The sequence below is a fragment of the Bacteroides sp. AN502(2024) genome (genome assembly GCF_041227145.1).
In the GTDB taxonomy this organism is placed as follows: Bacteria; Bacteroidota; Bacteroidia; order Bacteroidales; family Bacteroidaceae; genus Bacteroides.
Genome location: NZ_JBGFSP010000003.1, coordinates 875272 through 898107, shown reverse-complemented (window position 1 = coordinate 898107; position 22836 = coordinate 875272). Strand labels below are relative to the sequence as shown.

Genomic DNA, 22836 nt, shown 5'->3' with positions numbered 1-22836 from the left:
CCCATTCTTTGTAAATTAACCGTGTACTCTCGTTGTCCTCTATTTGACCATACTTTTTTGTATATGTGTTAATTACTATCCTATTATACGGCCCTTATTTGTGACACGATGTACTCTGAATAACTAAGTTTTAAATAACTTAACTTATAAACTATGAACAGAAAGAATTTTTTTTCTCTCTCTCTTGCGCTTTTGTTGGGCGCTTCCGCGTTTGCGCAAAAAACTCCGGTAGATTATGTGAATCCCTTAATGGGAACCGATTCTAAGATTTCGTTATCCAATGGGAATACATACCCCGCTATCGCACTGCCGTGGGGTATGAACTTCTGGATGCCGCAAACCGGTAAAATGGGGGATGGCTGGGCATATACTTATGATTCTGACAAAATCAGAGGCTTCAAACAAACTCACCAGCCCAGCCCCTGGATCAATGACTACGGTCAGTTCTCCATCATGCCGATGACCGGACGATTAAAGATTGACCAGGAACAGCGTGCCTGTTGGTTCTCGCATAAGGCAGAGAAGGCAACTCCTTATTATTATAGCGTATATCTGTCAGAATATAACGTGACAACGGAAATTGCTCCGACAGAACGTTGTGCTTATTTTCGTTTTACTTTTCCCGAAACGAAGGATGCTTATGTTGTCATTGATGCTTTCGATCGCGGTTCTTACGTGAAAGTGATTCCCGAAGAAAATAAAATCATCGGTTATACGACACGCAACAGTGGTGGTGTTCCTCAAAACTTCAAGAATTACTTTGTAATAGAGTTTGATAAACCCTTCACGTTCAATAAAGTTTGGGCAGATTATCATCTGGTGGAAAAACACTTGGAATTACAATCCAATCATGTAGGTGCAGCCATCGGTTTTGCAACGAAAAAAGGTGAGCAGGTACATGCCAAAGTGGCTTCTTCTTTTATAAGTCCGGAGCAGGCGGAACTGAACCTGAAAGAAATAGGCAATAAGACTTTCGAACAGACAAAAGAAGCCGGACGCAAAGTCTGGAATGATGTGTTAGGGCGTATCAAGATAGAGGATAGCGATGAGAACCGTATGCGTACCTTCTATTCTTGTTTGTATCGTTCCGTACTTTTCCCCCGTATGTTTTACGAGGTAAATGGCAAAGGTGAGACTGTGCACTATAGCCCTTATAACGGTGAAGTCCGTTTGGGTTATCTGTTTACAGATACCGGATTTTGGGATACTTTCCGTTGCTTGTTCCCATTTGTTAATCTGGTATATCCTTCCATGGGAGAGAAAATGCAAGAAGGCTTGTTGAATACTTATCTTGAAAGTGGCTTCTTTCCGGAATGGGCAAGTCCGGGACATAGAGGATGTATGATTGGCAATAACTCTGCTTCGGTAGTGGCGGACGCTTTTATGAAGAATATCACTAAAGCAGATGCCGAAAAAATGTATGAAGGACTGTTGACAGGAGCCAATAGCGTGCATCCACGGGTTTCTACTACCGGACGTCGTGGGTATGAATATTACAATAAACTGGGGTATGTGCCTTATGATGTAAAAATCAATGAGAACGCAGCCCGTACATTGGAATATGCGTATGATGACTGGTGTATCTACCGTATGGGAGAGAAGCTGGGACGTCCTGCCGAGGAACTGGAAGTTTATAAAAAAAGAAGTCAGAACTATCGCAACCTGTTTGATCCGGAAACGAAACTGATGCGTGGAAAGAATGCCGATGGTACATTTCAGAAACCTTTCAATCCTTTCAAATGGGGTGATGCATTTACTGAAGGGAATAGCTGGCACTATACTTGGTCGGTATTCCATGATGTACAGGGATTGATCGACTTGATGGGGGGTAAGAAGATGTTTGTCAGTATGCTTGATTCCGTATTCAGTCTTCCGCCGGTATTCGATGATAGTTACTACGGTGGGGTAATCCATGAAATCCGCGAAATGGAAATTGCCAACATGGGGAATTACGCGCATGGTAACCAGCCTATCCAACACATGATTTATTTGTATAATTATGCCGGCGAACCTTGGAAAGCACAATACTGGTTGCGTGAGGTGATGAACCGCCTGTATTTTGCTACTCCCGATGGTTATTGCGGTGATGAGGATAACGGACAAACTTCTGCTTGGTATGTCTTTACGGCATTAGGCCTCTATCCGGTATGTCCGGGCAGCAATGAATATGTGGTGGGAACTCCCTGTTTTAAGAAGGCAACTATTACATTGGAAAATGGAAAGAAGCTGGAAATCTCTGCTCCCAAGAATAGTGATGAAAATCGTTATATCCGTTCATTAAGCTATAATGGAAAGAATTATACGAAGAACTATTTGAACCATTTTGATTTATTAAAAGGTGGGCGGCTACTATTTAATATGGATAACAAACCTAATATGGAAAGAGGAGTGAATGAATCAGATTATCCGTATTCTTTCTCTCGTGACTAAAACTAACAGAATATGGGTATAAAGAAGGGATTAGGGATTATAGCTATGGCGGCGGTTACAGTATCGTTCGCCATGGCTCAACAGCCGGTGGATTATGTGAATCCGATAATCGGTACTAATGGAATGGGACATACCTTTCCCGGTGCTTGCACGCCTTTCGGATGGGTACAGTTGAGTCCGGACACAGACACAATTCCACATAATGTAAACGGGGCCTATCAGAAAAATGCTTATGAGTATTGTGCCGGTTATCAATATCGGGATAAGACAATTGTGGGTTTTAGTCATACGCATCTTAGTGGAACCGGTCATTCTGACTTGGGAGATATTTTACTGATGCCTGCCATCGGTGAACTGAAACTGAATCCCGGCAGGGCGGATTATCCGGGTGAAGGGTACCGTTCCCGTTTTAATCATGCCACGGAAAAAGCTACCCCCGGATATTACGAAGTGATGCTGGATGATTACGGCATTAAGGCACAGTTGACCGCAACGCAACGTGTAGGTGTGCATAAATATACTTTCCCGAAAGGAAAAGACGGTCATCTGATTCTGGATCTGGTACATGGTATCTATAACTATGATGGTAAGGTATTATGGGCAAACCTGAGGGTTGAAAATGATACCTTACTTACGGGCTATCGCATAACAAACGGATGGGCAAGAACGAACTATACTTATTTCGCAATTTCTCTTTCACAACCTATAAGGGAATATGGGTATAAGGATAAAGAAGAAGTACGTTATAATGGCTTTTGGCGTCGTTTCAATATGGAAAAGAACTTTCCGGAGATTACAGGACGTAAGATTGTGGTTTACTTGAATTTCGATATAGCCAAAGAATCCGAATTGGTTGTAAAGGTGGCACTGTCGGCTGTCAGTGCCGAAGGAGCTATCAAGAATTTACATGCCGAAGCTTCCGGAAAAAGCTTTGAAGAACTGGCGGAGGCAGCCCGAACGGATTGGAACAATGAACTGGATCTTTTTGAAGTAGAAGGAACAGAGGACCAGAAAGCGATGTTCTACACTTCGCTTTATCATACGATGATTAATCCATCGATCTATATGGATGTGGATGGCTCTTATCGTGGGGTGGATCACAATATTCATCAGGTAAAAGATTTCACTAATTACACCATATTTTCACTGTGGGATACTTACCGTGCGGAACATCCGTTCCTGAATCTGGTGAAGCCGGAACGCAGTGCAGATATGGTGGAATCCATGATTAAGCATGAACAGCAAAGTGTGCACGGGATGCTACCTGTTTGGAGTCTGATGGGTAATGAAAACTGGTGTATGAGTGGCTACCATGCCGTATCGGTGTTGGCGGATGCCTTTACTAAAGGAATATTTTCGAATGTAGACGAAGCTTTGGATGCAATGGTCAGTACTTCTACCGTACCTTATTATGAAGGAATGGCAGACTATATGAAACTGGGATATATCCCGCTAGATAAAAGTGGTACGGCAGCTTCGTCTACACTGGAATATGCGTATGATGATTGGACTATTTATCAAACTGCCATCAAATCCGGAAAGAAAGAGATTGCCGAAACGTATCGGAAACGTGCTTTGAACTACCGTAATATTTATGACACGACAATGGGTTTTGCCCATCCCCGATGTAGTGACGGTTCATTTAAGAAGGAGTTTGATGTGTTGCAGACTTATGGTGAGGGGTTCATTGAGGGAAATTCCTGGAACTTTTCTTTCCATGTGCCGCATGACGTCTTGGGGCTGATGGACCTGATGGGAGGGGAAAGAGTGTTTGTTGACAAACTGGATAAGCTGTTCTCCATGCATCTGCCGGAAAAGTATTATGAGCACAATGAAGATATAACGGAAGAATGCTTGGTTGGCGGATATGTGCATGGTAATGAACCGAGCCATCATGTTCCTTACCTTTATGCATGGACCTCTGAACCTTGGAAAACGCAGTACTGGCTGCGTGAAATTTTGAATAAAATGTATCGTAATGACATCAATGGATTGGGGGGCAACGATGATTGCGGACAGATGTCTGCCTGGTATCTTTTCTCCGTAATGGGCTTCTATCCGGTTTGTCCCGGAACGGACGAGTATGTATTGGGAGCCCCGTATTTGCCTTATTTGAAGCTGAAGCTTCCCAATGGAAATACATTGGAAATCAAAGCACCGGGCGTCAGTGACAAGAAACGTTATGTACAATCTCTGAAACTGAACGGGACGGTATATGATAAGATGTACATTACACATGAGGATATATTAAAAGGTGGAGTATGGGAGTTTAAGATGTCTGCATCGCCCAACAAGCATCGTGGTTTGGCAAAAGAAGACAAACCTTACTCGTTAACCGATGGAATAAGTAAATAATAAAATAAAAATATGAAAAAGAAAAACTTGATTTATGTAACCTGTATGCTTATTGCTATGGGAGCTTGTTCGGCAACTTCAAAGAAGCAGTCTGAAGTTGTGACGGACGCATGGGGAAAATATAATGTGGGTACTATCCAGTTTGAGGACAAAGCACCGGAAACGAAAGGATCGGATATTTATCACCGGATTATTCCCGATGCGGAATCGTATATCAAAGCCCAGGCACGTGAGGTTTTGGCTACTCTTTATAATTCTCCGGCTGATAGTATCCCGACAGTGAATAAGATACATTATACGTTGGAAGATATTGAAGGCGTTTCTGCTAAAGGCGGTGGTAATGGTGATGTTACGATCTTCTATAGTACGCGGCATATTGAGAAGTCATTTGCGAAGAATGATACGGCAAAGTTGTTTTTCGAGACGCGCGGAGTATTGCTGCACGAACTGACACATGCCTATCAGCTGGAGCCGCAGGGAATTGGTTCTTATGGAACTAACCGTGTGTTCTGGGCTTTTATTGAAGGTATGGCCGATGCTGTACGTGTGGCAAACGGTGGTTTCGATGGTCCCAATGCCCGTCCGAAAGGTGGAAATTATATGGATGGATATCGTACGGCGGGTTATTTCTTTGTCTGGCTGCGTGATAACAAAGATCCTGAATTCCTGCGTAAGTTCAATCGCAGTACGTTGGAGGTGGTACCTTGGTCGTTTGATGGTGCTATCAAACATGTTTTAGGGAATGAATACAATATTGATGAACTGTGGCATGAATATCAAGTTGCAGTAGGGGATATACAGGCGTAATAAGAATAAAGATGTTCAGTAGATTGGGTAAAAAAAGATTGTTTTTGGTTTGGTCGTGTCTGGTGAGTATGTTGCCGGGCATGGCTCAAACCGGGAAACTGATTGACTATGTGAATCCATTTGTAGGAACAGATGGTTATGGTAATGTGTATCCGGGGGCGCAGATTCCTTTCGGGGGAATCCAGATGAGTCCGGATACTGATAGTAAGTACTATGATGCGGCCTCTGGTTATAAATATAATCATTCCACCTTGTTAGGATTCAGTCTGACTCATTTAAGCGGGACCGGTATACCTGATTTGGGAGACTTTTTGTTTATTCCCGGAACAGGAGAGATGAAATTGGAGCCGGGGACAGGTGAGGAGCCGGAAAAGGGATATCGTTCACGTTATTCTCATGAAAAGGAGTGGGCATCACCTAATTATTATGCAGTGGAGCTTTCTGATTATGGAGTAAAGGCTGAAATGACCTCGGGGGTACGTAGTGGAATGTTTCGCTTCACCTATCCTCAATCGGATAAAGCTTTTATTATGATCGATATGAATCATACGTTGTGGCAATCTTGCGAATGGGCGAATCTACGCATGGAAAATGATTCTACCATTACCGGATATAAATTGGTAAAAGGCTGGGGACCGGAACGGCATATCTATTTTACGGCTACTTTCTCTAAAAAGTTGACCGGCGTGCGCTTTATGCAGAATAAGAAGCCGGTGATTTACAATACCTCCCGGTTTCGTAGTTGTTATGAGGCTTGGGGCAAGAATCTGATGGCTTGTCTCTCTTTTGATACGAAAGCCGGAGAGGAAGTGATTGTAAAAACAGCTATTTCATCGGTCAGTACAAATGGGGCTAAGAATAATATGGCGGAACTTGCCGGACTCACTTTCGATGATCTGAAGGCCAAAGGAGAAGCGCTATGGGAAAAAGAACTTGGAAAATATAAGCTTACTGCCGATCGTAAAACGAAAAGAACATTCTATACGTCGGCTTATCATGCGGCTTTGCATCCGTTTATCTTTCAGGATGCAGACGGACAGTTTCGCGGATTAGATAAAAACATAGAGAAAGCCGAAGGGTTTACTAATTATACGGTATTCTCTCTTTGGGATACCTATCGGGCTTTGCATCCCTGGTTCAATCTGGTACAGCAGGAAGTAAATGCCGATATTGCTAATTCCATGCTGGCTCATTATGATAAAAGTGTAGAAAAAATGCTGCCTGTCTGGTCGTTTTATGGAAATGAAACTTGGTGTATGATTGGCTATCATGCCGTTTCTGTATTGGCTGATATGATTGTGAAGGGGGTGAAAGGGTTCGATTACGAACGTGCGTATGAGGCAATGAAGACCACAGCGATGAATCCGAATTATGACTGTTTGCCGGAATATCGTATGATGGGATATGTGCCTTTCGATAAAGAGGCGGAATCAGTATCTAAAACTTTGGAATATGCGTATGATGATTATTGCATGGCACAGGCTGCCAAGGCTTTGGGGAAAGAGGAGGATTATCGTTATTTTTTGAATCGTGCACTCTCTTATCAGACTTTGATTGATCCGGAAACGAAGTATATGCGTGGCAAGGATAGTCGGGGCAACTGGCGTACACCATTTACACCGGTAGCTTATCAGGGACCCGGTTCTGTAAATGGATGGGGGGATATTACGGAAGGCTTTACTGTACAATATACTTGGTATGTGCCACAAGATGTACAAGGATATATGAACGAAGTTGGCGAAGACTGGTTCCGCAACCGGTTGGATGAACTGTTTACAGTAGAGTTGCCGGATGACATTCCGGGAGCACATGATATTCAAGGACGTATTGGAGCTTATTGGCACGGAAATGAACCTTGCCATCATGTAGCGTATCTTTATAATTACTTGAAAGAACCTTGGAAGTGTCAGAAGTGGGTACGGACGATTGCTGAACGTTTCTATGGCGATACTCCGGATGCATTAAGTGGTAATGACGATTGCGGACAGATGTCGGCTTGGTATATGTTCAATTGCATTGGCTTTTACCCGGTGGCTCCTTCAAGCAATATGTATAACATCGGTTCTCCTTGCGTTGAGGCAATAACTGTTCGGATGAGTAATGGAAAGGTGATTGAAATGGTAGCAGATAATTGGTCGCCGAAGAATGTGTATGTAAAGGAGTTGTATGTGAATGGCAAGAAGTATGACAAATCTTATTTGAAATATGAGGATATACGTGATGGTGTGAAACTACGTTTTGTCATGAGCAGTAAACCGAATTATAAACGTGCGGTATCGGATGAAGCGGTAGCCCCTTCTTTGTCGTTGCCTGAAAAGACAATGAAATATCAGGCAACTCTTTCAGAGAAGAAAAAGAGTGGTAATCCTGTTTTTAAAGGTTGGTATGCCGATCCGGAAGGAGTCGTGTTTGGAGATGAATATTGGATTTATCCTACGTATTCGGCGCCTTATGATGAGCAAACCTTTATGGATGCTTTTTCGTCTAAAGACTTGGTGAATTGGACAAAGCATCCGAAAGTAGTATCAAAAGAGAATATTAGTTGGCTTCGTCGTGCCCTTTGGGCACCGGCGGTGCTTTTTGCGAACGATAAGTATTATCTGTTTTTCGGAGCGAATGATATCCAGAATAATGATGAAATAGGAGGGATTGGTGTAGCTACATCAGATAGTCCTGCCGGACCTTTTAAGGATGCTTTGGGTAAACCGTTGATTAATAAGATAGTTCATGGAGCTCAACCTATTGATCAGTTTGTATTTAAGGATGATGACGGGCAATATTACATGTATTATGGTGGCTGGGGACATTGTAATATGGTGAAAATGGCTCCTGATTTATTGAGTATTGTTCCTTTTGAGGACGGAACAATGTATAAGGAAGTTACCCCGGAAAACTATGTGGAAGGACCATTCATGTTGAAACGTAATGGGAAATATTATTTTATGTGGTCGGAAGGTGGCTGGGGACTCCCGAACTATAGTGTAGCATATTCCATTTCAGATTCTCCTTTTGGTCCATTCAAAAGAGTTGGTAAAATCCTGAAGCAGGACCTTTCGGTAGCTACCGGAGCAGGACATCATTCGGTGATAAAAGGAGCCGGAGAAGATGAATGGTATATTGTTTATCATCGTCGTCCGTTAAGTGAAACAGCAGCCAATAGTCGTGAAACTTGCATCGACCGGATGTATTTTGATGAGAACGGATATATCAAACCAGTGGAAATGACTTTTGAAGGAGTATTACCCAACCCGTTTGATAGTACGGAGTGATGTTTTTATTATATTTGCCAATATAAAACGATTATTAATTAAAAATCTGAATCATGAGAAGGTATATCCTGTTAATTGTGTGTTTGTGTTTAGTATCATTTCTTCATGCGCAGAACCGGTTAGAGTTAGCTTCTCCCAATGGAGAGCTGAAAGTGTCATTAAAGCTCTCGGATAAAATTTATTACAGTATAGATTATAACGGAGATGTATTGTTGAAAGACAACTCTCTTCTGTTGGTCCTGAAAAATCAAGTGTTGGGACAGAACCCTAAGTTGCGTCGTCAGAAGCGTATGAGTGTCGATGAACGGTTGACCCCTGTTGTTCCTTTGAAGTATTCGGAGATTACTAATCGTTATAATCAATTGCTACTGACTTTCAAAGGCTATTCAGTAGAATTCCGCGCTTTTGACGATGGGGTTGCTTACCGGTTTATAACCTCACAAAAAGGTGATGTTGAAGTAATGGACGAAGAGTTTGCTATTAACTTTCCGTCGGATTATTTGCTTCATTTGCAACAACCGGGAGGATTCCACACTGCTTATGAAGAACCTTACACACATGTTCAAAGTAATATGTGGAAGCCTGAAGAACGGATAGCTGTTTTGCCGGCATTGATTGATACACGCAAAGACTATAAAATATTAATCAGTGAGTCGGATTTGTCTGATTATCCATGCATGTTTCTCAAAGGAACGGGTACAAACGGAGCAATCTCTGTTTTTCCTAAAGCTCCGCTTGCGTTTGCCGAGAGCAGTGACCGTAGCGTGAAGATTACTCAAGAAGCTGATTACATTGCTAAAACAAAAGGTGCGAGAAACTATCCTTGGCGTTACTTTGTGATAAGTAAAAATGATAAGCAGTTGCTTGAAAACACAATGACTTATAAACTGGCTGAAAAGAACCAACTTCAGGATGTTTCATGGATTAAACCGGGACAGGTGAGCTGGGAATGGTGGAATGATGCTTCTCCTTACGGACCGGATGTGAATTTTGTTTCCGGTTATAACTTGGATACTTATAAGTATTATATTGATTTTGCTTCTAAATTCAGTATTCCATATATCATTATGGATGAAGGCTGGGCTAAAAGTACACGTGATCCTTATACGCCTAATCCCAAAGTAGACTTACACGAGTTGATTCGTTATGGCAAAGAAAAAAATGTAGGGATTGTGCTTTGGTTGACATGGTTGACTGTAGAAAACAATTTTGATCTATTCAAGACTTTCAGTGAATGGGGAGTAAAAGGACTTAAGATTGATTTTATGGACAGAAGCGATCAGTGGATGGTCAACTATTACGAACGGGTAGCCCGGGAAGCAGCCAAGTATCATTTGTTTGTTGATTTTCATGGTTCTTTCAAACCCGCCGGATTGGAATATAAATACCCGAATGTGCTGTCCTACGAAGGAGTACGTGGTATGGAACAAATGGGAGGGTGTTATCCTGATAATAGTCTGTATTTACCGTTTATGCGTAATGCTGTCGGTCCGATGGATTATACTCCCGGAGCGATGATTAGTATGCAGCCTAATGTATATAGAGCAGAGCGCCCTAATGCTGCCAGTATCGGAACACGTGCTTATCAGTTGGCATTATTTGTGGTCTTTGAAAGCGGTCTGCAGATGTTGGCGGATAATCCGACTCTTTATTATCGTAATGAAGATTGTACCCGTTTCATCACGCAGGTTCCTGTGACGTGGGATGAGACTGTGCCACTGGAAGCTAAAGTGGGCGAATATGTCATTGTAGCAAAACGGAAAGGCAATAAGTGGTTTATAGGAGGAATGACTAACAATAGCGAGAAGGAACGTGAGTTTACCATAAAGTTGGATTTCCTGAATAAAGGTCGTTCTTATCAGATGACGTCTTTTGAGGATGGTATCAACGCAGGACGTCAGGCGATGGATTATCGTTGCAAGTCATCGCAGGTGAAAGCCGGAGAGCAGTTACCTATAAAGATGGTTAGAAATGGAGGGTTTGCAGCTGTTATTGAATGACAGGATATTTTCTAACTTACTTGGATAGAGAAGGTATGAGAGAGACTTTCTGCAATTCGCTTTCGAAATTGGGAGTAAAAAGTCCTTTTCCTAAATTCTCTTTTATTTCCTCGATAGTCCAGAATCGTCCTCCGTCAAGTTCTTCACTGGGATGGATTTCTCTATCGTAAACTGTTTTGTGAACAAAGACAAGTTCTTTTTCACGTTCGGATTCGAAAACATAATTGGTAAGTAGTTCAGGAGTAAAGTCCGTGATACCTAATTCTTCACGGGCTTCTCTCTTTAGAGCGATTCCTACGCTTTCGCCCAAGTCTATATGCCCGCCTACGGCTGTATCCCATTTCCCAGGTTGGATGTCTTTCCATTCCGGACGTTTCTGCAAATACAACTCTCCACGGGTATTGAAAATATGAAGATGGACTACCGGGTGAAGTAGTTTGCTACCGCTATGACATCCCCCACGAGTGGCTGCCCCGGTGATATTTCCTTGTTCGTCTACGACAGGAAACATCTCTTGATTATTATCGCTTAACATGGTACTTTTTTAGTGAACTAGAACGATTCTATTGGATGTATATATTATGGTATTAATAAGGAGGAATCTCCATAGCTTAGGAATCGAAAATCATGTGATAAAGCATAATCATAAATCGTACGCCAGTTTCCTTTAACAAAAGCTGAAACTAATAATAACAGGGTACTTTGTGGCTGATGAAAGTTAGTAATCATCGCTTTTACTATCTTGTACTGATATCCAGGAGCTATAATAATTTGTGTGCTCGTATGGAGAGTTTCGAGACCATTTCTATCGAGATAACCCAATATCTTTTGCAGGGCAACTACAGGAGGAATCTGATCGTATTTCTCATAGGGCTGCCACTGTTTGATGTGCAGTTCTTCTTCCGTAGCATCCGGATGATCTGCTAAAATAACCCCAATGTGATATAAGCTTTCGAGAGTGCGTACAGAAGTAGTTCCTACGGCAATGGCACAACCGTCATGGTCTATTAATTTTTTTATCGTGCTCCGATTGACCGACATATATTCTGTATGCATTTCATGACCTTCGATCTCTTCACTTTTTACAGGTTTGAATGTTCCGGCTCCTACATGTAATGTTAACTCTTCAAGATCGATGTCTTTTTTCTGTAGTGCATCCAACACTCGCGGGGTGAAATGTAAACCGGCCGTAGGTGCAGCTACCGAACCTTTAATTTTAGAGTAAACAGTCTGATAAGTTTCCTTATCACTTTCTTCCGTATTCCGGTTTAAGTAAGGAGGGATAGGAAGTTCTCCAAATACTTCAAGAATATCGGCAAATGTTACTTCCGGATTATCCCATGAGAAATTTACCCAGTGACTGGTTCCTCTGCTTTCTCCTTTGGCGGCGGTTAATGTGATCGTAAGTCCTTTGACTGTCATCTCTCGCTTTAATTCTCCATCTTTCCATTTTTTCAGGTTGCCAATCATACAAAGCCAGGCGGTATGTTCTGTCTGTTGGAAGTTTAATACATAATCATTCGGCTGAATAGGTTCGAGGCAGAATACTTCAATCAGTGCTCCTGTTTCTTTCCGGAAGTGAAGACGTGCTTGAATGACTTTCGTATTATTGAATATCATCAGACTGCCTTGCGGAAGATACTCCGGTAAAGAGGTGAAAATATCTTCACTTACTTCTCCACGACGATATATTAGGAGTTTGGACTGGTCACGGGTAGGCAACGGGTATTTTGCAATACGTTCATCCGGAAGAGGATAACTGTATTCACTGATATGGATATGTTTAGGATCTTCTTTCATTGTTTTCTATAATAAAAAGAGGTTAGAATCCATCCGGCTTCCAACCTCTTTCACCAGTCGGGGTGACTGGATTCGAACCAGCGACCACACGCCCCCCAGACTTTTATTATTAAAGTCATTATAATCTTGGTTATCAGTAGGATGGCTATCTTCCCTTTTCTTATGGTTGACTTTATGGTTGACTTTGAATAGTCAATCCATTAAACTTATTATTACCGCCACAAAGATAGCGATAATCTGTGTAATTATCAAAATTATTATTGTCTAGTAGATTGTTGGGCTATCATTTATCTCTACGATTCAACTTACTATATATTCCAGTATATAGAAGCTTTCTAATCACTCAATATTCAGAGATTATTTTATCCCCACTTATCATGTAGCAAGTATCGTTCAATTCAGTTGTACTATTCCTATTTTTTGTATATTCTTGTATATGTGAAACTTAAAATTTTATAGCTATGAAAGATTTGATGAAAAAAGACACAAAGGGTTATATGAAAACGCATCCCACTTATAGTTTAAGTGAAGAATTTCTCCGGACTTATTTTCCTAAAAGTGTGTATGGACTTAGCCCTAATCCAGCCATGAAGTTCAAAAAGGGAAAGCGTTAATACCGGAACAGAAAAAGCCAACTTATCCGTTGTTTGAAATGGTAAATTCAAATGGATAGGCTGGCTTTTTGTTGTTAATAGAGTAACAGCTTTAAATATTGTTTTCCTCTATGAACTTATCTTCTTGCTGAAAGAATAAAAAACATAGCTCTTTTAAATCTTCATATTTAATCTGTCCTATCATGGTTCTTTCCAAACATTTGTTTTTAGTATCCCAGCGTCCGTCTTCTATTCTTAAATATTCACCTACATGTACAATTCGGAAATGAGCGAAAGCATTTCGCAGATGATTAAAAAATGCGGCAGCTTTGTTCTCTTTATCCTTCTTTTCTATAATAAAATACAATTCATCTTTCATAGCTTTATCAGGAAGAGTTTCTTTTGTATCTACAATCACTCCCTTATTATCCAAGAATTTTTGAATATCACTGTTCCAGTTATAAATATTCTGATTGTTATTTTCCGTATTGCGCATAATATCGTAATAAAAAAAATGTTCCTCATCTGGCGGTAATATTCCTCTCTTTTCTATTGGAAATGTATAATCTAATTTTTTCATTTGTTATTCCTCCATTTCTACAATATTATAAAAGTAACTAAACCAATCTTTATAAGCTTCTGCATATCCTTTTGGAACATATAGCGTTGATTCAGCATAAACAGTACTAAAAGACTGGTATGTATTAGGAGGTGTTGTGGCGTAAATATGGCAATTTTTAATCGTGCAATCCCGGAAAGCATCATATCCAATAGTAGTGACACTATTACCAATAGTAATGCTTGTTAATCCTGTGCAATCCCCAAAAGCATAATCTCCAATAGTATTCACACCGCTACCAATAGTAACGCTTGTCAATCCAGTGCAATACTCGAAAGCATAACTTCCAATAGTAGTGACACTATTACCAATAGTAATGCTTGTCAATCCTCTGCAATTCCTGAAAGCACTCTCTTCAATAGTATTCACACCGCTACCAATAGTAACGCTTGTCAATCCAGTGCAATACTCGAAAGCATAACTTCCAATAGTCGTTACACTATTCGGAATGGTAATGCTTGTCAATCCTCTGCAATTCCTGAAAGCACTCTCTTCAATAGTATTCACACCGCTACCAATAGTAACGCTTGTCAATCCAGTGCAATCATAGAAAGCATAACTTCCAATAGTAGTAACACCGCTACCAATAGTAACGCTTGTCAATCCAGTGCAATCATAGAAAGCATAACTTCCAATAGTAGTAACACTATTCGGAATGGTAATGCTTGTCAATCCTGTACATTCCGAGAAAGCAGCATATCCAATAGTCGTCACACTATTAGGTAGCGTGATAGTTTTTAATTGATAACAACTGCGAAACATATAGTTCCCTATTTTATCATTGGAAGTAAAATAATACTGCTTATCAAAATCGTGATAATAATACTCCCCTCCTTCTACTATCGAAGCTTCAGACAAATCCAAGTAAGATAATTTGCCATAAGTAGGAAGACCTTCATAATCACTACCTCCCATTTCTCTAATAATACGAATATCATCACTATTCAAAGGACCGATAATTTTCAATGTTTCGATTTCGAGATATTGGTCTCCAAGCAGATTCTCTAAGGTTCCGGCAGCTTTTAGCGTCACAGTTTTTATAAGTGCTTGCTGCGTTGTGGTTTCCGGTTCGTCATCATCATCGTCATCACTGCAAGCTGTAATGCACATAAGAATGGTTATTAAAGCCATTCCGATTAATCTGAATGTTTTCATTTCTGTTTGATTTTAAGTTGTTTCTATAATTTTCAAATATTATTGTTTAGTAACTTAAAAAAAACTGCTTTACTTTTAGCTGGAATCGTTCATTAATAAGTCAATTGTTTGTCCAAGTGTGGCAATTTCTTTTTGCACGTTACTTTAATAGATATTTGTTTAGAATTTGAAAAGCAACTTATCCATTTGTTTGAGGTGCATACTTCAATTGGGCAGGTTGGCTTTTTGTTGTTAATAGAAGAGAAATTTGATTAATCCCACATCAGAGTGTAAGTCTCATTACCATATTTACTATCATCACTATTACGTATAACTTTGATAGGATAGCCGTCACTATCAAATTCATAAGTAAAACTAGTTGTCCATTCCCGTTTGGGATTGTGGCAGTAGTCAGTCCTAGTTACGCTTTTCAGCAAGTTTTTGTTAGGTGTTCCTAAAAGGTAGGGATGAACTACGAATAATTTGTCTGCCATTTCAGTAGTACTGGTATAGTAAAACCCTACCCACTCAATATCCATAACTGGATGTTTATTCTCCTTATCTGTGTGGTAAGTAAAAGTGCATGTGTGGTCTATTGTAACTCCATCGTTGCTATAAAGAGTGAATTTAACAACATTCCCATTTTCCCACGACCATGTACATTTGTGTGCACCACTTGTTTTTATTAAATGATTATCTTTGTCATAAGTTAAAGTAGTTGTCTGAAGCCCCCTGTAGTCGCCCACCCACATTACGTCTGTATGGGTTACAACTCCCTTCTCTTTGTCAATTGTAAAATACGCTTCTTCCAAAGAAGAGTTGTCGCTTGTCCTTACCGTTTTTGCCAAGACTTTTGAATTTAACCATTCAATATCCAGTTTTTCATCCCAAGGAGTGACAGGTATAGAAGTTAATTGTCTCTTTTCATTATAGTTAAATTGAAAAGGTCTATTACCACTATCTGTCGTTGTCATTCTAAGCAATAATTTGCCTGATACAACAGTACCTCCGGCATTGTTTTCATCATCATCATTGCTGCAAGAAGCAAAGTTCATACACAAGGCTAATAACGCCATTCCAATTAATCTAAATACTTTCATTTTTCTTATCGATAAAATTTTTAATGAGTTTTTTGAAATCAGGGTTAACTTTGTTTGATTGAATTTTTGTAAGATTGGAAATTTCGAAATCTTCTTTAGTCTTCAGATTTGCGATAACACTTCTAACAGGACTTTCGTCTGCTCGATATACGGATTCACCACGAAGTATATAAACTATATCATAGCGTTGTATGGCAATAAAAGAATCTTTCCATTCGTCTTTGTCAACATACAGACAGAGTTGTGTGTCTTCGGACAGTTGATAGTAGTACTCTTGTATCTGCGTTTTATTCATGAATTTATATTTTATGCTTCCCAAATTCTCCAAAGAAAGCGGATTGTAAAAATGAGGTGGGAGAATTACACCTATTATAGCAACAAGTAATATATCTTCCTCTTTTTGACTTCTAAAACTATAATGCAGGAGTGTAGTTAGGTATGCAGTATTCAGACTTTTCAAACACCAGTTGACCATTATAATGAATTTTTAAGTTGTGAATGACAACGCAGCCTGCTTTCTGTTTTCTATGTTGAAGCACTGTACATACAGCTGTTAAAGCAGATTCCTCATCCCCATTTTCAAAATTGCCAGATGTGTAATAAGGCAAACTGACAGGTTCTCCACTAAGTTCAAATTCTACTAAAATGTTCATTTTATTGTTCTCCATAATAACTATGCTTTGTGCTTTCCCAATTCCCCGGAGAAAGCAGTTAATAAAAAATAAGGTGTGGGAACTTGTATCATACCACCTTTTATAACTATCTGCACAAAGATATATATTATTTGTTTATAATCTGCAAATATTCCACAATAAAATTTCATAATTCAGATTTGAGGGCAATAAGGCTTATCTTATTAAAAGGTAGTACACTAATACACCTTTATATTGTCAGATTCAAATAGATTGACTACATTTGCATACACTCATGATTATATGAATTATGGAATATATTAATGAATTTCACAAGCAATGGATAGAGCGTACCCGCCAATCGATAATCTCTTGGAGCAAGCAGCCTGTATCATCAGAAGAAGTAAAGAAACAACAGGAGAAGTTGAACCAACAGAGGGCTATAAGGGAAGGCAAATTAAAGAATTGATAGAATTTGCTAATGTCAACAATTTATGGATTGACTTATCACACCTCAACATTACCTACATGGATAAGGGCGGTGAGAATGAAGTGTTCCATGACAGTAATGTGTCTGTTATCAAGCTGAACAACTTTGAGTACGCAGGGGATGATTTGGAGAACTTCTTTATTCGCATTACCGCGCACAATAGGTTCTTTAGTAATGTGCCCTATCAGATGATTGGCTTCTCTTATAACAGCCGCCAAGAGTTCAGTGCAGTTCTCATACAGCCCTATATATTAGCAGAACGGGAAGCAACAGAAGATGAAATTGCTGAATATATGGAAGCTCTTGGCTTTAAAATGGATTGTATAGACGAATTTCATAACGACCAATATGAAGTGTTTGACGTTGTCCCTAACAATGTGCTGTATGGTATTGACAAAGACTTGTATTTTATTGACACTCAAATCAGACTAAAGAAGTAATTAAGATATATATAAGAAGGTATATAGGTTTGTATTCTAACTAAGTCATCAGTATCTTTTCTTCGTAACTTTATAGCGGTATAAAAATTGGGGGAGGGTATATAAGACGATAACCTATAAGCATTATAACGACTATTTAGAAGGATATTTTTCTTACGCTCGCTTCAATGCGGAACTAGCTACATTATCGCCATCTGTTTTGCTTGGAACTATGCCCTATCATATTTATATATAACCATTATTTTTAGTTTTTCTTACATTGCAATTTTTGATAATTGCTGTATATTAGAGAACGGGACAAAGTTCTTTATTTCTGAAAATGGTATGATAACAACAGAAATCTTAAACTTTGTCCCTTTCCAACTGATTAGAAAGTTAGACAGTCATAAGTATTTAACAGTTCTTCTCCCCAAGTATCTTTTAGTAATGGAACTATGATTAAACAGTTCTATCAGCTTGACTAATCCTCTTATATGTTCTATAATTCTACTCATAAATCCGAATGTTTGGATATTAAAAAAGGACACCTGACTGAATAGATGCCCTTTCTCTTATAAATGATAAATGTTATTTCTTGGGATAATGGTATTTCATGGAGAACACATAAACCGTAATGATATCCTCATTCACGGAATATATCAAACGGTGTTCCGAATTGATTCTTCTTGACCATTTTCCTGCCAAAGCATATTTTAACGGTTCCGGTTTTCCTATTCCTGTATATGGATGCTCCGCGATGTCATTCAGCAAATCTTTAATCTTGTTAAGAACAGCTTTGTTTCCGCATTGGCAGAAAAAGCGATATTCCTTTTGCGCCTGTCCTGATAATGTTATTCTGTACATGATATGCGTTCCAAGAAATCCTCGATGCTTTCACCCTCATTTTGGGAAATGAAATTGCCGTTCTTAATATCTTCGTCACCTTTACGGATAGCTTCCATTGTTTCGGGAGAAGACATGATGTATTCTGTTTCCTTTAATGAATTGTATTCTTCCAAAGAAATCAATACCACACCTTTGTCATTGCCACGGTTGATAATAACTGTATCGCAATCATCAATCACGGCATCCATATAACCTTTTAAATTGGCTCTGAAATCTGTGTAATTGGCTGTTCTCATATTACTTCCTTTTTATTCAGTTACAAATATATGTACTTATTCGCGTACCTACAAATATTATTAGTTAAAAGAGGACACCTGACTGAATGGATGTCCTTTCTCTTGATTAGTAACTGATTAAATAAGTATTCCTGTTTTTGTAATATCGCAATAAAGCGGATTATTCATATCCTCTGTTAATAAGACCGGTTCAATGAGGTTGCTTATCTTGCGTCTTAATTGCCACAATAGCGGAGTATCTTCAAAATAGTTATCGTTCAAATGGTCAACAACGACAGCTATATCAATATCGCTATCCTCTCTATAATTCCCCTTGCTGTAAGAGCCGTAAAGATATAAAGCTTTTAATGGCAACTTTTCAGCCACCATTTCCTTGTATTTTTTTGCGAGGTTTATAGCTTGTTCTTTATCCATTGTTGTAACTCATTTGTTTCTTTAAGAAGTTGTTGGCAATATTCTTTAGATAGACTTTTCATTAGTCGCTCCTTGTATGATGGGTAACGAGCTTCTATATTTAATGGCTCAAGTCTATCAATAAAATCAAACTGTTCTTCTGATAATTCTTGGTCGATTCCCGTTTTTTCAGCCAATCTTGATAATGAATGAATTTTTAATGGAACCTCTTCCAAACAATTACTCCAATATGCTTTCAGAATCTTTTCAATAGTTTGATGGCACATAAAGCCAACATACAGATAGCGACCCGTAACCAACATTGCATCTGCGGTTTCCAAGTCATAATCTGACATTTCTATCCAATATGTAACTTTATCATTCATTTTCAAACATATTTTTTACAAAGGTAATTATTCTTTTCATAATTGCAATATTTAATACTGTAACGAGAGGACACCTGACTGGATAGATATCCTTTCTCTTATTAAATGTATTATTAGACTGCCATTAATTCTTGTCCCAATAAATGAAGCGATTCTTTGATTTGTGCTTTCCTTTGTTCACTCGGTCGTTTCATTCCATAGATATATTTGTAAAGCAAACTTTTATGGATTCCCATGCTTTTTGCTACTTCCGAAACATTCAGTTGCGGAAATCTGCGGAATATTCTTGCTATTTCATTATCATAGTCCGGTTCTTCCGTATCATAGAAACTACTGATGTGAATATCCTCGTCTATTTCTTCCCACCGGATGGTATTTCCAAAACGTCCAATCTTAAAAGTTGAACGTTGCGTGTCCGTAGCGTCCTTCAAGGTAGGAAAAGCTTCCAAAGGGCGACTAAGCGTCTGTCCTTCGTCTGTTGTAATCCAGATTCTATCAGAATCAAACCAAAGTTTTTCAATCTTAGCCATAATCTTTTGTTTTAAGTTATTCACCGTGAAATTCTTTCCACTTCTCAATAAATTCTTCTCTATACTGTTCAACAATGCTCATAGCCCTTTTGATGTCTTTGGGCTTGATGCCATTGTTTTCTACCAATTTTATTTCGGGTTCCAATGCTATCTTTGCCAAACCATCTGCATTTTCCAAATGAACGTGGATAGGTAAATGTTCATTGGCAAAGAAATAGAAACGTAATCCAAATATCACTAATATTGTTGGCATGTTTATTCTTTTTTAATGTAACACAAATATAGGTCTAAAAAATGAGACCTCAAAATTTATATAGAGTTATTTAAGGAAAGGACATTTCGGTGCCCCCTCCTTATTGTTTAATAACTTCGTTCACTTAAGACCTCGCAACTCATCCAAGAGCAGTCAGATAATCGGAAACCGTATTTCTTCTCCAATGTGCGGATAAATTCCTCGAAATCTTCATAGCTTTCGGATTCTGCCTTCTCTTGTTCTGTCAATCTAATCTTGATTATTTCACCTACGGAATAATCAAGCAGTATCAAATAGTTCGTTTCCATATATATAATAAGGTATTAGATTCTCCCCTCATCGTTGTAACTGTAAAAGTCCTCACTTGTCAGGATGATATGGTCTGTCACTGTTATATCCAGCAACTTCGCGGCATCCACAATCTTTTTGGTCAGCGTGTCGTCCTCCTTGCTCGGTTTTAGGTTGCCGCTCGGATGGTTGTGCGCCAATATCATTGCGGTCGCATTGGTCAGCAACGCGCCTTGCAAAATCAGTCTGACATCTGCCATGGTGCTGGTTATCCCACCTTCTGAAACTGTGGAACACCCAAGGACTTGGCAATTATGGTTCAGGTAAAGGACTTTGAACGTCTCCCTGTAATCTATCGTACCATCTGAAAAGCTTCCTATCAGGACTTTGTAGGCAGTATATGAATCAAGTACCTGTTTCCTGTCTTTCTTTGGAACCCTGTTCTTATAGCTAAGTTCCACTTCTGCGACTTTATAATCTGTATTCATCTGTATTATAGTTAATCGGTAAGACAACAGGAAAAGGACACCCATCGGATGCCCTCTTCCAATCAATCATCCACTCAGCCCAAGAACCAAGCGTATTTGTTGTCAATCCCTTGCAGGACATTGTTAATTCCTACACTGACTTCGGTGGCGTTTACGGCTCGTAGTAAATAGCTGTCAATATAGCTAGCCTTATTTGCTTGGGTGAGTAAATTATGAAAATCAAAAAGAGATATGGCATTATCTTTCACTCCAAACACTTCGTTTGTGTAATAGTCACGGCATACGCTGTTTATCTGGCTGTCAGTGATTAAAAGTCTGGGTATTGCTTTCTGTCTTGCTGGTGAAAGTGCCTGAAACATTCTCATTCTTCCAACAATCTGTGCGAATTGTGTTTCGGACAGATAAGTTTCTGATAATGCCTGCATCAAATGTATTTCCTTTGCAGGGTTGAAGCTGTTAAACAATTCCAGCACATTTCTGTAAAGTTCACTGATGTTGGTTACTTCCATGTTGAATTTGACACCCTCACCGGTAAGAATCTGATTGGAACAGATTTTCATTCTCCAACCGATAAAGACAGAAAACTTCTCCAATCCTTTGGATGCACGATAAAGATTGAGGTCTGAATAATTCCTTACCCCACCGATGCACAATTCAAGTTTCTGTCCTCTAATTGTTTCAAAAATGGTTGGAACAGTGAAAGCAAACGCAAGTCTTTGATAGAATTGTGTCTTTTCACATTCCAGCAGTTCCGAAGCCTTTTTTCCCAGTGCGGAGGGTATCCTGCCGCGTACAATGTGCGAAACTCTTATTTCCGGAGTGTTCACTCTTTCCCCGGCGTAGAATGAACAAGACGCATCATGCACGCAGGAGATAAAGTCTTGGTGTGCGATGGTCAGTTCCTGGTTAGCCCAAGTCGGAACAACACATTTGTTTGCAAGCTCGTCCAATGTGATGGAATCTGTATTGGCTTCCAAGAAACTGACACTTGGTTTTGCGGTTACAATTATGGTAGCTTCTTCCGCATATTCACCCCAGTTCATTCTCTCACGTTTTTTTGCCATAGCAGGCATAATGGTTAAATCTTTCATAATGTATAAAATTTTAAATGATACTTTTTGTTTACTATAATTATGTCAGGGATTATATACGGTTATTTATCATTTGTTTTTCCAATAAGTCCATAGGGAGGGGAATTTTAATGGTAGAACCCTCTCTTGACTAACTCTATAATATAATAAGGTATAGTAACTTTATGGGAGGGGGCTTTATTGGGGGAATTCTCATACCCTTGGCTTTCAGCTAAATTGGGGGATGGCTTTTCATTCATTAATCAGCCATTTTAATGGCATTGTTCATGCTGGGCTGGTTTTGGAGTATGCCATATAAAATCTAAACTTTAGCCCGAACCCATTAAAATTTCCGATCCAGCCTTTTGCAGGCTTTGGGGTTGTCCGCCAACCAAACAGTAAGAGCCGCAAGTTTTTGTTCACCTACGGCTCTGTATCAGTCCACTATAAAAGTTAGTATATGGTTACTAAGATTCTGAAAATATAGTAGGGTATCTATTCCTATAAAGTCTGAACAATAGGTATTAGTATATAGGTATCAGTAAGTAAGCCTGCTGATTTGAACCCTCCGCACCTGCTAAATTGAACACCACTTTTTCGGACATTAGAATTAGGTTTTGGCGATTTTTTCGGAACTG

General features: G+C 39.4%; 22 protein-coding genes and 1 pseudogene. 7 read left to right on the top strand and 16 right to left on the bottom strand.

All coding sequences use genetic code 11. From position 1 onward, the window contains the following. Nucleotides 1-153 precede the first annotated feature (153 nt). From AB9N12_RS03500 to AB9N12_RS03475, 6 genes and pseudogenes are all read left to right on the top strand, one after another. Entirely contained in the window at nt 154-2430 is a 2277-nt protein-coding gene (locus AB9N12_RS03500; RefSeq protein WP_369889712.1) for a GH92 family glycosyl hydrolase, read from the top strand. 12 nt (nt 2431-2442) lie between these two features. Then, nucleotides 2443-4785 (top strand): GH92 family glycosyl hydrolase, encoded by a 2343-nt coding sequence (locus tag AB9N12_RS03495; RefSeq protein ID WP_369889711.1) that lies wholly within the window; start codon nt 2443-2445, stop codon nt 4783-4785. Nucleotides 4786-4797: 12 nt separating this feature from the next. Beyond that, the gene (locus tag AB9N12_RS03490) at nt 4798-5592 is read left to right on the top strand and encodes a basic secretory family protein (protein ID WP_369889710.1); all 795 of its coding nucleotides are present in this window, start codon (nt 4798-4800) and stop codon (nt 5590-5592) included. An 11-nt stretch (nt 5593-5603) separates the two neighbouring features. Continuing rightward, nucleotides 5604-7934, top strand: a pseudogene (locus AB9N12_RS03485) (GH92 family glycosyl hydrolase); the annotation flags it as partial. Continuing rightward, on the top strand, nt 7914-8861 hold the full coding sequence (locus AB9N12_RS03480) for a glycoside hydrolase family 43 protein (protein WP_369892794.1): 948 nt from the start codon (nt 7914-7916) through the stop codon (nt 8859-8861). The pseudogene AB9N12_RS03485 and the gene AB9N12_RS03480, both read left to right, overlap by 21 nt. A gap of 53 nt (nt 8862-8914) precedes the next feature. Continuing rightward, the gene (locus AB9N12_RS03475; RefSeq protein ID WP_369889708.1) at nt 8915-10861 is read left to right on the top strand and encodes a glycoside hydrolase family 97 protein; all 1947 of its coding nucleotides are present in this window, start codon (nt 8915-8917) and stop codon (nt 10859-10861) included. A gap of 16 nt (nt 10862-10877) precedes the next feature. On the opposite strand, the gene AB9N12_RS03470 is transcribed toward AB9N12_RS03475, so the two are convergent. The 7 genes from AB9N12_RS03470 to AB9N12_RS03440 form a co-directional block, all read right to left on the bottom strand. After that, nucleotides 10878-11396, bottom strand: a complete 519-nt coding sequence (locus AB9N12_RS03470) for an NUDIX domain-containing protein (protein ID WP_369889706.1) — start codon at nt 11394-11396, stop codon at nt 10878-10880. A 44-nt stretch (nt 11397-11440) separates the two neighbouring features. Continuing rightward, nucleotides 11441-12661 carry an S-adenosylmethionine:tRNA ribosyltransferase-isomerase gene (locus AB9N12_RS03465; RefSeq protein WP_369889705.1) on the bottom strand — a complete coding sequence of 407 codons (1221 nt, stop codon included), beginning with the start codon at nt 12659-12661 and terminating at the stop codon, nt 11441-11443. A 705-nt stretch (nt 12662-13366) separates the two neighbouring features. Further along, the gene (locus tag AB9N12_RS03460; RefSeq protein WP_369889703.1) at nt 13367-13834 is read right to left on the bottom strand and encodes a hypothetical protein; all 468 of its coding nucleotides are present in this window, start codon (nt 13832-13834) and stop codon (nt 13367-13369) included. Nucleotides 13835-13837: 3 nt separating this feature from the next. Beyond that, the gene (locus AB9N12_RS03455; protein WP_369889701.1) at nt 13838-14983 is read right to left on the bottom strand and encodes a leucine-rich repeat domain-containing protein; all 1146 of its coding nucleotides are present in this window, start codon (nt 14981-14983) and stop codon (nt 13838-13840) included. A gap of 296 nt (nt 14984-15279) precedes the next feature. Then, the gene (locus tag AB9N12_RS03450) at nt 15280-16107 is read right to left on the bottom strand and encodes a DUF4595 domain-containing protein (protein ID WP_369889699.1); all 828 of its coding nucleotides are present in this window, start codon (nt 16105-16107) and stop codon (nt 15280-15282) included. Beyond that, entirely contained in the window at nt 16094-16402 is a 309-nt protein-coding gene (locus AB9N12_RS03445; RefSeq protein ID WP_369889698.1) for a hypothetical protein, read from the bottom strand. The genes AB9N12_RS03450 and AB9N12_RS03445 overlap by 14 nt, the downstream gene beginning before the upstream one ends. 118 nt (nt 16403-16520) lie before the next feature. Continuing rightward, on the bottom strand, nt 16521-16775 hold the full coding sequence (locus AB9N12_RS03440; RefSeq protein WP_369889696.1) for a hypothetical protein: 255 nt from the start codon (nt 16773-16775) through the stop codon (nt 16521-16523). Between the two features lie 303 nt (nt 16776-17078). Between AB9N12_RS03440 and AB9N12_RS03435 the strand changes: the two genes are divergently transcribed. After that, entirely contained in the window at nt 17079-17669 is a 591-nt protein-coding gene (locus AB9N12_RS03435; RefSeq protein WP_369889693.1) for a hypothetical protein, read from the top strand. 567 nt (nt 17670-18236) lie between these two features. On the opposite strand, the gene AB9N12_RS03430 is transcribed toward AB9N12_RS03435, so the two are convergent. The 9 genes from AB9N12_RS03430 to AB9N12_RS03390 all read right to left on the bottom strand — a co-directional run bounded on the left by AB9N12_RS03430 (nt 18237) and on the right by AB9N12_RS03390 (nt 22219). Then, the gene (locus tag AB9N12_RS03430; RefSeq protein ID WP_369889691.1) at nt 18237-18512 is read right to left on the bottom strand and encodes a Txe/YoeB family addiction module toxin; all 276 of its coding nucleotides are present in this window, start codon (nt 18510-18512) and stop codon (nt 18237-18239) included. After that, a complete protein-coding gene (locus AB9N12_RS03425) occupies nt 18500-18790 on the bottom strand; it encodes a type II toxin-antitoxin system Phd/YefM family antitoxin (protein ID WP_369889689.1) in 291 nt (96 codons plus the stop codon). Before AB9N12_RS03425 ends, AB9N12_RS03430 begins: the two co-directional genes overlap by 13 nt. Before the next feature lie 117 nt (nt 18791-18907). Further along, complete coding sequence (locus AB9N12_RS03420; protein WP_369889687.1) at nt 18908-19204, bottom strand: nucleotidyltransferase domain-containing protein; 297 nt, start codon at nt 19202-19204, stop codon at nt 18908-18910. After that, nucleotides 19183-19569, bottom strand: a complete 387-nt coding sequence (locus AB9N12_RS03415; protein WP_369889686.1) for a HEPN domain-containing protein — start codon at nt 19567-19569, stop codon at nt 19183-19185. Before AB9N12_RS03415 ends, AB9N12_RS03420 begins: the two co-directional genes overlap by 22 nt. Nucleotides 19570-19682: 113 nt before the next feature. Next, nucleotides 19683-20099, bottom strand: coding sequence for a DUF2442 domain-containing protein (locus tag AB9N12_RS03410; protein ID WP_369889684.1), 417 nt, complete (start codon nt 20097-20099; stop codon nt 19683-19685). Between the two features lie 16 nt (nt 20100-20115). Beyond that, nucleotides 20116-20352, bottom strand: a complete 237-nt coding sequence (locus tag AB9N12_RS03405) for a DUF4160 domain-containing protein (protein ID WP_369889682.1) — start codon at nt 20350-20352, stop codon at nt 20116-20118. 107 nt (nt 20353-20459) lie between these two features. Then, nucleotides 20460-20660 (bottom strand): hypothetical protein, encoded by a 201-nt coding sequence (locus AB9N12_RS03400; protein ID WP_369889680.1) that lies wholly within the window; start codon nt 20658-20660, stop codon nt 20460-20462. Nucleotides 20661-20675: 15 nt separating this feature from the next. Then, nucleotides 20676-21128 carry a JAB domain-containing protein gene (locus AB9N12_RS03395; protein WP_369889678.1) on the bottom strand — a complete coding sequence of 151 codons (453 nt, stop codon included), beginning with the start codon at nt 21126-21128 and terminating at the stop codon, nt 20676-20678. Between the two features lie 74 nt (nt 21129-21202). Continuing rightward, nucleotides 21203-22219, bottom strand: coding sequence for a DUF3871 family protein (locus AB9N12_RS03390; RefSeq protein ID WP_369889676.1), 1017 nt, complete (start codon nt 22217-22219; stop codon nt 21203-21205). Between the last annotated feature and the right edge of the window lie 617 nt (nt 22220-22836).